The sequence below is a fragment of the Shewanella sp. HL-SH5 genome (assembly GCF_051163755.1).
Taxonomy (GTDB): domain Bacteria; phylum Pseudomonadota; class Gammaproteobacteria; order Enterobacterales; family Shewanellaceae; genus Shewanella; species Shewanella glacialimarina.
Genome location: NZ_CP195038.1, coordinates 3737860 through 3750265, shown reverse-complemented (window position 1 = coordinate 3750265; position 12406 = coordinate 3737860). Strand labels below are relative to the sequence as shown.

Genomic DNA, 12406 nt, shown 5'->3' with positions numbered 1-12406 from the left:
TAAGAGGTTGTTTACTCTTTAAGCAGTAAATCCAAGTGATTAGCGAAATCTTTAGGGCCCATAAAGCCAGTGACACGAAGATCATCACGGATATCACCGTTTTTATCAAACATCAGCAAAGTAGGTAAACCAAGCACACCGTAATGCTCAAGTAACTCGATATCAATAGCATCACTTTTGGTCACATCGGCTTGCAAGATAACCATTTTATTCATGCGTTCAAGCACATCTGCATTGGCGAATGTAATCGCTTCAAACTCTTTACAGGCGACACACCAGTCAGCATACAAATCTAACATGACAGTTTTACCACTGATGCTGGCTTTATCTAACTCAACCGCTAAATCATCTAACGATTTAATCTTAATAAAGTGGTGCGCATCAGCTTGGGCTGTACCCTTGTTCGCCGTTTGACTAACCCCGGGCACCTGGAAGCCAAAGTGACTCATCACAGCTTGAAAACCATAGGAAAAACTGGCAAGTAAAGCGAGTAATAATAATACTCCACGAACAGACTGCTTCCAGTTAAAGGCGGTTAACTTGTTCTGATGCATTAAATAACCGACTAAGCTAACAGCCCAAATTGACCACAATACGTCAGACACCAGCCCTACCCAAATACGACCAATCATCATGATTGAAACCGAAATTAGCAAGAAGCCGAAAATAGTTTTGATAACATCCATCCATGCACCGGCGCGAGGGAGAATTTTGCCACCGGAAGTACCGAGTACTAATAACGGCACGCCCATGCCCATGCTTAATACATAAAGAGCGAGGAAGCCCTGTAATAAGTCACCGCTTTGAGCCACGTAAATGAGTGCGCCTGATAACGGTGCAGTCGTACAAGGCGATGCCACCAAGCCTGAAATCACCCCCATAAAGAATACGCCAATCAAGTTGCCGCCTTTTTGGTTGTTTGACATGGCGTTCATTTTTTCTTGCCACTTTGACGGCAGTTTTAAATCATACATGCCAAACATAGATAAGCTCAGCAACACAAACATCACCGCTAAGAAAATCAAAATAGCAGGGTGTTGCAGCGCCGCTTGAAACTTCATTCCGGCACTGGCTACTACTAGGCCCAATAATGAATAGGTAATCGCCATACCTTGCACATAAGCCATCGATAACGTGAAGGCTTTTGCAGTAGACAGTTTTTCACCCTGGCCGACAATAATACCCGATAAAATAGGGTACATTGGGAACACACAGGGTGTTAACGCTAGGCCAATACCTAAACCAAAAAAGATCGCCAAGGTCCACAGTAAGCTGTCATTTTGAAGCATTTGGCTTAAGGTGTCTTGTTGGGTAATCGGGCTTTTAGTTGCTTGTTCAGCCGTGTCGTTGATCGATACTTCTGGTGCGCCAATGACTTTTTTAGCTTGAGCCACTTTGCCATCGTTAGCGGCAACTTCCGTTAAAATCACATCACGGGTGGTTGGCGGATAACACAAAGTCCCTTCCGCACAACCCATAAAGGTCACTTTAAAAGTGCCTTCTTTACTGGCTTTTTTAATACCAACAGGGATTTGGACAAACGAGTAAAATACCTCTTGTTCGCCAAAGTATTCGTCGTTATGGATTTTTCCGCGGGGTAAATTAATCTCACCAATAACCGCGCCGTCGGCTTTAAAGGTCAGTTTGTCACGGTACATGTAGTAACCGTCAGCAATCACCCAGCTAATGAGTAACTGATTGCCTTGCTGCTTAAAATCGAATGAGAATGCTTCATTAACCGGCAATAGCTCAGGTTCACTGCTTAAAAAATCAAACTTACTTTTACTAAATACCCCTTCACTTTGCACCAGTGGCGAGAAAGCGATTGAAGACAGTAAAAGTAAAGATGTTAAAACAAAGGCGAATATTTTTTTCATGATTGAGTGGTTTCTTTTATCCATGTTAAATAAGGCGCTAACCCATGAGTAATAGGGGTTGCGATTAACTCTGGTACTTCATAAGGATGCAATTGGATCACCAATTGTTCAATTGCTTGATAATGTAACGCGCGACATTTTATCTGCAATTGTACCTCTTGAGACTGACACACTTGGTTATCCCAATAATAAACCGACACAATAGGTTGGCTAATTTGCACACAGGCAGCAAGCTTGGCATTAATTAATGCCTGGGCGATACTATCGGCAGTGGCCTTATCGGGACAGGTTGAAAAAATCAGTAAATAATCAGCTTCCATTGTATCTCGGTTAAACTTAACGTTAGCTTAAGCTAAAATAGTCAATATCGGCTTACTGTACGATTTTTAGCAACAGATTTCACTGTTATGTTTGAAATTCGTGACGTCTCTTGAAAATAGACCGGACAAACCCCATATAGCTTTCATCGACAGCAGATTATTTGCCAGTTATTGGGTAAACATCATTCTTATATCGAGGTTTACATGTTTTTGATTTTATTATTAGTGTTCGTTATTGTACCAGCCTTAGAACTGTCGGTATTAATTCAAGTGGGTGATGCACTTGGTGTATGGCCAACTATCGGCCTAGTATTTTTTACTGCCATTGTTGGTGTGTCATTGGTAAGAAGCCAAGGTTTGAACACCCTAATGACAGTGCAACAAAAAATGGCACGGGGCGAAGCGCCAGGACAAGAAATTGTAGAAGGCATGATGTTAGCGGCCGCCGGTGTATTGTTGTTAATTCCGGGCTTTGTCACCGATGCGATAGGGTTATTATTGCTAACCCCTTTTACCCGTTCGCCTGTGGCGGCATTTATGTACAAACGATTACAGTTGAGGGTGATGGCTAACGGCGGAGTACACGGTGGATTTGGTCAGCAAGGTCCGTTTAATCAAGGTCCATTTGGACAAAACCCTTTTGAGCCACCGCGTGATCAAGACAACACCTTTGAAGGGGATTTTGAGCATAAAGACGACCCAAGCCAAAAACGTCCAGAAAGCCACCAAATAGACAATAAAGATGATACTAAAAAGTAATTTATCAAAGGTGTGAGCTAAAGTGATCAGCGCTCTATTACTTCACCTATTCTTTATTTAATATTAAGCCAGCTTATCGCTGGCTTTTTAGTGACCGATTATTATGCAGCGCTTATACAGCATAGCTATTTATCGCTGCTATTTTTACCGCTAATCTTTTTATCATCAGTCTTTGTACCAGCAACATAGGCAGTCACAATGCTGGTTAACCAATTAGCGACAAAAATCCAGGTGATCCAGGCGGCGACTTGCGCAGCATCACCTTCGGGCGCTTGGGTTATTTGGGCGTAAATTGCACTGTATTCTAATGGAACTTCGCCAGCTAAAATTTTCTCTGATATCACCTGCGCCCGCTTAATGGCAAAGTTCATTAATACCAGCACACACCCCAGCGATACTGCCATAAAACCCATGCCTTGCCATTTATTACCCAGCCACATTTGCCCACTGCCCGGCATAATAAATGCTGACATCAGAGCCGCTTTAAATGGGCGCTTTATACCTGAGGATTGATCCGTTTGTGGGGTGTTTTGAATCGCCATAGTATGCCTATGCAGTAATGTAGAAAATGAGTCGGTGACATTAGTCGATGATATTTAGTCGATAACATTTAGTCGATAACATTTAGTCGATAATAATGGGAGTCGAGCGTGTCTGTTGATTTGGCTCAGTAATTTTGGTTGCCAATATATAACAGGCTATCCCCATTAGGGTGTTTGTTACAGGTAGCGCCAACATCAAGCCTTTAACCCCACCAATGTACGAGCCTAACGCAGCTAAGGGAAGCATTAACAACATTAAACGGCATAAATTAATCACCAAAGAGCTCATTGGACGATGATACGCATTTAAGCTGGTGGCAAAAATAATCACTATGCCCAGCGGACCATATGCCGCTGGCAACGCCATAATATAAAAAGTCAGCCAATCAATAACCACAGGGTCGTTAGAGAATTGCTGTGCAATGGGATAGGCAAAAAAATACATCGGAATATACAACAGGGTTTGAAATACCAAGATAAACTGCAACGATTTAAGTAACGCTGCTTTGGCACGAACATGCTGTCCAGCGCCTAAATTTTGCGCAATAAAGGGCATTAAACTTGATGACAAAGCCATTACCACCAGCAGCAATACCGACTCTAAGCGCATTCCCGCGCCAAATGCCGCCACACCTGCATGGTCTATACGGGCTATCATGGCCATCAAAATACCATTGGCAATGGGGTTAATTAAATTCATTAATGCCGCTGGGCGAGCGATATGCGCTAGGGCGCGCCAATTGGCGACCATACGGCTGCGGACTAAGCTGGCACTATGTAATAACTTACGTTTAAATATCAGCAATCGGCCCGCAAGCAACAGCGCAATAATCCAAGATAATGTGGTAGCAATGGCAGCCCCTTGCACTTCTAAGCGTGGAAAAGGCCCTAAACCAAATATTAATAAGGGATCTAGCACCAAGTTGACAATAGCCGCCAACATCATAATTTTAGCAGGAGAGCGAGTATCGCCAGTGGCGCGTAATGCTTGATTGCCCACCATCAGAACCACCAAAGCTGGTGCACCCAAATACCACCACATCATATAGTCATGAATGTAAGGCATACTGCGATCATTCGCGCCCAGCAAGGTGAATAATGGCTCAATCAGTAAGCCACCCATTAGGCACAATAAAGTGATAATCGCAGAGGTTAATACTAAGGTATCGAATAAAAAAACTTTAGCTTGTTCTGCATGGCCAGAGCCAATAAAACGGCCTAAATTGGTGGATACACCGGCACCTATGCCGATACCGATACTGACAATCACTAAGGTTACCGGAAAAGTAAAACTGACCGCCGCTAAGGCTTCTGTACCTAGCTGGCTAATGAAATAGATGTCCACCAAGCTGCCACCCAGAATGGTGAGAATACCAATCAGGTTAGGCAGGGTCATGTTAAACAGAACACGACCAATTGGTGCACTAAGCAACCCGTGTTTATCTTTCATGGTGACATCGCTTTGTAATGAAGGATGCGAATTCTATCAGGGTTTGCATAGCTTTAATAAAACAGACTTAAAAATTCTGTAGTTTTTTTATTGTTAGCCCTTGGAAGTGTGATGGATCACCCCCATATATCAACCATCAAAGGGTAAAAGCCTTTTCCATCAAAACCGCCTCGATATTGGGCATAAAATCATTAGGAGAGTTCATAGATGAATATTCGTCCATTACATGACCGTGTTATCGTTAAACGTTTAGAAGTTGAATCTAAATCTGCAGGTGGCATCGTGCTTACCGGTAGCGCTGCTGAAAAGTCAACTCGCGGTAAAATCCTTGCTGTAGGCAACGGTCGTATCTCAGAAAATGGCACAGTGACTCCGCTTGACGTTAAAGTGGGTGATGTTGTGATCTTCAATGAAGGTTATGGCGTTAAAAAAGAAAAAATTGACGGTGAAGAAGTGTTAATCCTGTCAGAAGCAGATCTAATGGCTGTTGTAGGCTAAGCCTCCAGTATTATTAGACTTTCTACTTCAAAACTCATTTAAAGGAACATCAGAACATGGCAGCAAAAGAAGTATTATTTGGTAACGATGCACGCGTAAAAATGCTTGCAGGCGTTAACATTTTAGCTAACGCAGTTAAAGTAACCTTAGGCCCTAAAGGTCGTAACGTTGTTTTAGATAAAAGCTTTGGCTCACCAGTGATCACCAAAGATGGTGTGTCAGTTGCAAAAGAAATCGAACTAACAGATAAGTTCGAAAACATGGGCGCGCAAATGGTTAAAGAAGTTGCTTCTAAAGCCAATGATGCAGCCGGTGACGGTACCACTACTGCAACAGTATTAGCACAAGCAATTGTTGTTGAAGGCCTAAAAGCCGTTGCAGCGGGTATGAACCCAATGGATCTTAAGCGCGGTATCGACAAAGCGGTTATTGCAGCCGTTGCTGAGCTTAAACTACTTTCTCAAGAATGTTCAGACACTAAAGCGATTGCTCAAGTTGGTACTATCTCTGCTAACTCTGACGAGTCAATCGGCGACATCATTGCAACCGCAATGGAGAAAGTCGGTAAAGAAGGCGTTATTACGGTTGAAGAAGGCCAAGCGCTTGAAAACGAATTAGACGTTGTTGAAGGTATGCAGTTTGACCGTGGTTACTTATCACCATACTTCATCAACAAGCCAGAAACTGGCAGCGTTGAATTAGACAGCCCATATATTTTGTTAGTAGACAAAAAAGTGTCTAACATCCGTGAATTATTGCCAATTCTTGAAGGTCTAGCTAAAACCGGTAAGCCATTATTAATGGTTGCAGAAGACGTTGAAGGCGAAGCATTAGCCACATTAGTGGTAAACAACATGCGTGGCATCGTTAAAGTGGCTGCTGTTAAAGCACCTGGTTTTGGCGACCGTCGTAAAGCAATGTTACAAGACGTAGCCATTCTAACTGGCGGTACAGTTATCGCAGAAGAAATCGGTCTAGAGCTTGAAAAAGCGACCCTAGAAGATTTAGGTACAGCTAAGCGCGTTATCATCACTAAAGATAACACTACCATCATCGATGGTAATGGCGATCAAACGCAAATTGCTGGCCGTGTAAGCCAAATCAAACAACAAATTGAAGAATCAACTTCAGACTACGACAAAGAAAAACTTCAAGAGCGTATGGCTAAATTAGCTGGCGGTGTTGCAGTAATTAAAGTTGGCGCAGCAACAGAAGTTGAAATGAAAGAGAAAAAAGCCCGTGTTGAAGATGCATTACATGCAACTCGCGCAGCGGTAGAAGAAGGCGTAGTAGCAGGCGGCGGTGTAGCCCTTGTTCGCGTAGCAAGCAAAATTAAAGATGTTGAAGTATTGAACGAAGACCAAAAACACGGTGTGGTAATCGCACTACGTGCTATGGAAGCGCCTTTACGTCAAATCGCAACTAACGCTGGTCAAGAAGCATCAGTTGTGGCTAACACTGTTAAAAACGGCACAGGTAACTTCGGTTACAACGCTGGCAACGACACTTACGGTGACATGTTAGAAATGGGTATCCTAGACCCAACTAAAGTGACTCGTAGTGCGCTACAGTTTGCAGCGTCTATTGCTGGTTTGATGATCACAACCGAAGCAATGATTGCTGAAGTACCACAGGATTCTGCGCCAGATATGGGCGGAATGGGTGGTATGGGCGGAATGGGCGGCATGATGTAATCTAACTGGTTAAAATCAGTTATAGCTGCGTTACTTTGCCACTCACGTAGAAAAACACTACGCTTCGTGACAAAAAGCCTTGCTCTAAGCTGATTTTTCCTGCGTTAGATCAATTGTTGTTTCAAGCCTAAAAGCTTAAAGCCAAACTTCTTGTAAAAGAACAGAGAAAGCCCCGATACCTAACAGTATCGGGGCTTTTTTTGATTTTTAGAAATGAACTTGAGGAAGAATCTTAATATATGATACTGACCGTAAGCTTGTATTGCTAAAGAAAGCAAATGATAATAACGCGGAAAATCGAGCATCAGAGTTGAACTCTTGTCTATTCAATTTAAAGGATTAAATATGCTGAATCGTTTACTAATATCTTTAACTGTTTCTATGTTTTTATACTCGTCGATAGCCTATGGGAATAATTATGAAAGTGCTATTAAAATTTTTGATACTAACGATACCATTACAAATAAAAGTTTAAATGGCTATCGTTCGCCAATATTTCATACTGATGCTGGATATTTATACACGGGTACAAATAATTCTGGTTATACCTCTTTGTACTTTCTTGGGAATGGTTCAACAGTACCAGTAGAGATTGATATCCCAGTAAGAGGGAAAGCTAAATATAATCGTTCTGATTGGAAGGCTTTAAAAAAGATAGCTGAAAATCTATTTATATTTCACTTAGAAAGTACTGATGATGTATTTTATTTCGATTTAAATAATAAAAAACTTGTAAAATGGCTGCCATATTATAAGTTGAAAAACAATGATGTGTTTTCGGGAAAACTGTTAAGTTTAAATGGAAGATTAATGTCGAATATTAGTTGGATTTCTGTACTTGATAGTAAATTAATTGTTTTTTCAGAATCTGGAGTAGTTTATTCATATGATAGTAATAATGATATTTTACTTAGAGTTACTGATGGTGTTGAATCATCAAACAAATTAGTTCAAAATTCTGGTGGTTATGCTTACTTTGACTTTAATGGGGTAGTCTATAAAACTAATGGCATTGATACTAAAATCATTATCCGTGAAGAAGGTAGAAATTCATTAATTTATAGAGATAGTGGTGATGTGGTTGCTAGAGCAAAACATACCGCCCCAAGTTCAGATGAAGTTAATAAAAATGTATTTTCAATGTTATTTGAATCGTATTCATTTGATACAAGTAAAAACACTGAGACTTTATATGCTGTTAATAAGGATGTTGCCCATAAAGTTACTGTGAAGGATGGATTTAAATATTATAGAGATTCTGGATTCGTTTCGTATAAAGATGAGTTTACTTTTTTAATTATAAATTCAGCTAATGCGTATTATGATAGATATGAAATTCAGCATTGCAAAATAGTTGTCGTAGTAACTTGTGATTATATTGAACTGTTTCCTGAAAGCACTCAAGGATTATCTTATGTGACATTGTTCAATATTGCTGATAAAAAAATATTAGTTAATGCTCAGTATAATAATGGTAAAGGAGTAGATTCGAAAATAATAACCATTAATCTCAATTCTAAGCAGGCAGTAGATGTTAATGTTAATAATGATGAAAATATTGTCACTAGTATAGTTGCCAAGTCAAAAAGTGAAATATTCTTGCTCACTAAGACTATTTTCGATTCTAAATATACATTGTACAAGTATAATGTCAGCACTAATACGGTTAGCGAAAGTGTCGTGCAAAATGGCCCTTATTTTACTTTTGAAAGCTTAGTCCATGGTGGTGAACTATATACCTTTCGTGAGAGTAAAATTTCTGAAAGTGAGCTTGACGTCGAGAGATTTTATGGTTTATATAAGTTGAATGAAAATTCTAAGTTGCTAAGTTTGATTTTTCAGAGTAATTTCGGTCGTGAAACTGGTGATTTAAATACAAGTGGAATAGACGGTATAAATAAGATTAATGGAGGGGTGGTATCTTCCAGTACTAGATCATCAGCGGAGAAAAAAATCAGCAACTCAAAGATTACATTTTTAAAGTAGATCAAGATCTTAATAAGACTACTATTTATGATGGCTCAATTTCTTCTTGGCTGGATACAGATAAAGGTTTTGTATTTGTCGCCAATAACACTGTGTACAAGGCCGTTAATGGTTCCGTTCATGAGTTGTATAAGTATAGTGATTCATCTGAAATAAGACTTCTCTCACCACTGTCGTATAGCAATGGTAAAGTTTTATTTGACTCAGCATCGAGTAATAGTAGTGGTTACTTACTGGATATTAACACTGGTGATATATTGCCAGTATTAACGCCAGCAAGTGACGGCTATATGGCATCTACACCAGCACAATGTGGTAATGGTGCATTCTATATATGGTCAAATAATAATGAGGTAAGTGTTTGGAAAACTGACGGGCTTTCTACTGTTAAAGTGAATAACATTAGCTCTCAATATATAGCAAGTTTTTCCGTTGTCAGTAATAACACGAAAATGTTGTTTTCAAGTTATGATGATAGCCTTTTTACAAAACAGAGTATTTTGGCTCTAAATTGCTCGGATCTCTCAGTTAGTGAAGTATTCAAAAACTCAGAAGATGAAACGGCTAACATCAGCGTTAATAAAAATGAGCGTGGGGATATATTCTTTACTATAGCTTCAGATCAGCGAAATGATATTTATTTCCTTAATGAGAAAGACTTGAGTTATGAGCATATATATTCTGGCTTGAGTTCAAGTTATAATGAAATATTTTACTTTACACACTTAATTCATCGGACGGTAAATGGTTTTTATTATAATACTAACTATGTTTTAAAAGATAAACAGCTGGTTGCAATTCCTTCGCCGGAAGACGCTCCTACTATTTTCCGTGGGAACGGATGTGAAAGTGATTTTGATGATTCTAAAGGCTGGATTATCTGTGCATTAACCATAAAAAATAACGATGGATTATTGGAAGATGTATTACAAATTCTTGATACTTCTACCTTGAAATATATTTATGTAGAATTGAAATATCTGGAATCTGCTGCGAATATTGATAATTTAACATATAGTAATGGTCGATACTTTTTCAATGCTAAGATTGTAGGTATTGGAAATGAGTTATTAGCAATAGATCAAAACTGTTTTTATGAATTAGACAGTGGTGCAGACTCATGTACATTACCAATACCAAATTCAACACCTCAAGTTTATGATCATAAAAAACAAAGTTACTACCAAGGTCAATATGTTTACTTACCAATAAGGGTAGTGGATGAAAATTTAGACATTCTGACATTCAAAATCTCGAATCAAAATGGAAATTGGTTATCTATTTCGAATGATGGTGTTATAACTGGCACTGTTCCAACAAGTACCGAAATAGGTACTTACTCTTTTACCGTAGATATTTTTGATGGTAACACAGAGGTTTCAAAAGAGATTGAGTTGGAAGTTTTAAAAAGTACTATTAACACAGAGGCACCTAAACCTTCAATAAATGAAAATACAGATCAGGGCGGCGGTGGCAGCATGTCAGCATCGGTTTTATTATTGTTGTATTTATTGTCATTTTATAATCGTAGGGTCAGACTGGTGAAGGTTTAGATAAGTGAGGGGCTTATAGAGAGCCCATCATTTTTTAAACTCACAGAATTAACGAGCCCGCATTGTTAAATTTTGACAATTAGCTTTCAAGTCAGCAGGCTAAGCTGACGCTTCACTATTGATAATAGCGGAGGGTGTCATCGATTAAATAGTCTAACAAGTGACACTTTTAGCAGTGTTGGCTGATTAAATCACGACAAAGTGTATCTTGTTACACCTTGCTGTTGAATATTCAAGTATCCAGGTGTTAACACTGCCATGGATTGTTAAATCTTTCTGCAAGATTTACCTGGTGCCAAATTGTCAAAATAACTGCAGCTCCGCAGCTCTGAAGCCTCAAGCCAAATTTCTGGTAAAAAAAAGCCCCGATACTTAACCGTATCGGGGTTTTGTTATTTTCTGTAGAGCGATTTACTTACGGACTATTATATACGGATTACTTACGCGTAATCTTATCCAAATATCCCATAGCAAAAGCCGATAACACAAAAGTGATGTGGATGAGTAGATACCACATGATTTTGTCGTTCTCGATGTTTTCGGCATTCATAAAGACTTTAAGTAGGTGAATAGATGAAATTGCCACAATCGAGGCGGCCACCTTGTTTTTAAGCGAACCTGAATCCATCTTGCCAAGCCAGTTCAGTTTTTCACTGTCTTCACCGACATCCAGCTGTGAAACGAAGTTTTCGTAGCCTGAAAACATCACCATGATGAGCAGACCACCGACCAACGTAATATCGATCAGTGATAGGGTTACCAGTATTAAATCGACTTCAGCCATTTTGAAGATATTGGGTATGATATGAAAGATCTCCTGGAAGAACTTTATGCCTAAAGCAAATAAAACCAGGCTTAATCCCAGATAAATCGGCGCCATTATCCAGCGCGATGCATACATCAGTTTTTCAAACACTTTTTCCATAAAAAACTTAACCCTTCAGATAAAATACGCTAGAAATCAATCGAGCTAACTATTTTTGAATAATAACATAATGAACCTTAACTGTGCTTGCATATAGTAACAAGCTTGATGACGTCTCGTGAGTAAGCTTTGCGGTAGTAATCTGTTTCAATGTTTGATATTCACAATATAAGTTACTTGATGTAGCCGGTAGGCTTTTAGTATTAAACTCAAGTGGATGCGATACTTTTTCAATGGATTTATCGTTATTTTGAGAATGTTCAATCTCTAGTTTTTCAAGGTTTAAGTGCCAAGGTCGATATAAATATTATTCAGCTTTGGAAGGGGCAACCATTGAATATTTCAGGCTTAAATTCACCGAGTTCAATAATAGATAATCTACAAAATCGGCAATTACGAGTAAAGCCTACTATTACGCCGCTGGGTATATCGCTTGCTCATTCTGCGAATACTGAAGATAAGGTCTCTATTTCAAATGAAGGGCAGAAAAAATTGTCGGCGGAATTAGGTTCGGCGATGGACAAAAATGTAGTGATTTCTGGTGGTTCGAAGTCAGCTGACGGTGATGAGGTCGATACGCGCACTGAAATAGAAAAGAAGATTGATAAGTTAAAAGAAGACATAAAAGAGCTTCAAGCACAACGTAGGGAGTTGATGGGTGATAATTCGGAAGAAGCCGAGTTGCAGCGAAAACACTTAGATCAGCAAATCACTATGCTCAACACACAACTGATGACCCTGTTTAAAATGCAAAAAAACGAAAATAGATAGGTTTCTGTATAGTCGCTGTTAGTTTACATTT

General features: G+C 39.4%; 11 protein-coding genes. 6 read left to right on the top strand and 5 right to left on the bottom strand.

Features of this window, described 5'->3' with window-relative positions; all coding sequences use genetic code 11:
• Positions 1 to 11 precede the first annotated feature (11 nt).
• Positions 12 to 1877: a protein-disulfide reductase DsbD gene (locus tag ACRWQM_RS16405; protein ID WP_434930660.1), complete on the bottom strand. Its 1866-nt coding sequence runs from the start codon at positions 1875 to 1877 to the stop codon at positions 12 to 14.
• Positions 1874 to 2197 (bottom strand): divalent-cation tolerance protein CutA, encoded by a 324-nt coding sequence (cutA, locus tag ACRWQM_RS16400; RefSeq protein ID WP_226411661.1) that lies wholly within the window; start codon positions 2195 to 2197, stop codon positions 1874 to 1876. Before cutA ends, ACRWQM_RS16405 begins: the two co-directional genes overlap by 4 nt.
• Positions 2198 to 2401: 204 nt before the next feature.
• Between cutA and ACRWQM_RS16395 the strand changes: the two genes are divergently transcribed.
• Positions 2402 to 2956, top strand: a complete 555-nt coding sequence (locus ACRWQM_RS16395) for an FxsA family protein (protein ID WP_434930659.1) — start codon at positions 2402 to 2404, stop codon at positions 2954 to 2956.
• A 125-nt stretch (positions 2957 to 3081) separates the two neighbouring features.
• Here the strand turns inward: ACRWQM_RS16395 and ACRWQM_RS16390 are convergent, their stop codons facing one another.
• On the bottom strand, positions 3082 to 3498 hold the full coding sequence (locus tag ACRWQM_RS16390; protein ID WP_434930658.1) for a hypothetical protein: 417 nt from the start codon (positions 3496 to 3498) through the stop codon (positions 3082 to 3084).
• A gap of 82 nt (positions 3499 to 3580) precedes the next feature.
• The gene (locus tag ACRWQM_RS16385) at positions 3581 to 4948 is read right to left on the bottom strand and encodes an MATE family efflux transporter (protein WP_434930657.1); all 1368 of its coding nucleotides are present in this window, start codon (positions 4946 to 4948) and stop codon (positions 3581 to 3583) included.
• Positions 4949 to 5155: 207 nt separating this feature from the next.
• On the opposite strand from ACRWQM_RS16385, the gene ACRWQM_RS16380 reads away from it, so the two are divergent.
• From ACRWQM_RS16380 to ACRWQM_RS16365, 4 genes are all read left to right on the top strand, one after another.
• A complete protein-coding gene (locus tag ACRWQM_RS16380; protein ID WP_011639076.1) occupies positions 5156 to 5446 on the top strand; it encodes a co-chaperone GroES in 291 nt (96 codons plus the stop codon).
• A gap of 56 nt (positions 5447 to 5502) precedes the next feature.
• Positions 5503 to 7140 (top strand): chaperonin GroEL, encoded by a 1638-nt coding sequence (gene groL, locus ACRWQM_RS16375; RefSeq protein ID WP_434927975.1) that lies wholly within the window; start codon positions 5503 to 5505, stop codon positions 7138 to 7140.
• 345 nt (positions 7141 to 7485) lie between these two features.
• The gene (locus tag ACRWQM_RS16370; protein WP_434930656.1) at positions 7486 to 9126 is read left to right on the top strand and encodes a hypothetical protein; all 1641 of its coding nucleotides are present in this window, start codon (positions 7486 to 7488) and stop codon (positions 9124 to 9126) included.
• 257 nt (positions 9127 to 9383) lie between these two features.
• Entirely contained in the window at positions 9384 to 10679 is a 1296-nt protein-coding gene (locus tag ACRWQM_RS16365; RefSeq protein WP_434930655.1) for an Ig domain-containing protein, read from the top strand.
• 436 nt (positions 10680 to 11115) lie between these two features.
• Here the strand turns inward: ACRWQM_RS16365 and ACRWQM_RS16360 are convergent, their stop codons facing one another.
• Entirely contained in the window at positions 11116 to 11604 is a 489-nt protein-coding gene (locus ACRWQM_RS16360) for a TIGR00645 family protein (protein WP_434927991.1), read from the bottom strand.
• 213 nt (positions 11605 to 11817) lie between these two features.
• Here ACRWQM_RS16360 and ACRWQM_RS16355 point away from each other — a divergent pair, with 213 nt between their 5' ends.
• A complete protein-coding gene (locus tag ACRWQM_RS16355; RefSeq protein ID WP_434930654.1) occupies positions 11818 to 12375 on the top strand; it encodes a hypothetical protein in 558 nt (185 codons plus the stop codon).
• The last annotated feature ends 31 nt before the right edge of the window (positions 12376 to 12406 follow it).

Excerpts from the sequence above, each read along its gene's own strand:
- ACRWQM_RS16370 (WP_434930656.1), top strand. The coding sequence starts at position 7,486 with ATGCTGAATCGTTTACTAATATCTTTAACTGTTTCTATGTTTTTATAC.
- ACRWQM_RS16395 (WP_434930659.1), top strand. The coding sequence starts at position 2,402 with ATGTTTTTGATTTTATTATTAGTGTTCGTTATTGTACCAGCCTTAGAA.
- ACRWQM_RS16360 (WP_434927991.1), bottom strand. The coding sequence starts at position 11,604 with ATGGAAAAAGTGTTTGAAAAACTGATGTATGCATCGCGCTGGATAATG.
- ACRWQM_RS16405 (WP_434930660.1), bottom strand. The coding sequence starts at position 1,877 with ATGAAAAAAATATTCGCCTTTGTTTTAACATCTTTACTTTTACTGTCT.
- cutA (WP_226411661.1), bottom strand. The coding sequence starts at position 2,197 with ATGGAAGCTGATTATTTACTGATTTTTTCAACCTGTCCCGATAAGGCC.
- groL (WP_434927975.1), top strand. The coding sequence starts at position 5,503 with ATGGCAGCAAAAGAAGTATTATTTGGTAACGATGCACGCGTAAAAATG.
- ACRWQM_RS16390 (WP_434930658.1), bottom strand. The coding sequence starts at position 3,498 with ATGGCGATTCAAAACACCCCACAAACGGATCAATCCTCAGGTATAAAG.
- ACRWQM_RS16380 (WP_011639076.1), top strand. The coding sequence starts at position 5,156 with ATGAATATTCGTCCATTACATGACCGTGTTATCGTTAAACGTTTAGAA.
- ACRWQM_RS16385 (WP_434930657.1), bottom strand. The coding sequence starts at position 4,948 with ATGAAAGATAAACACGGGTTGCTTAGTGCACCAATTGGTCGTGTTCTG.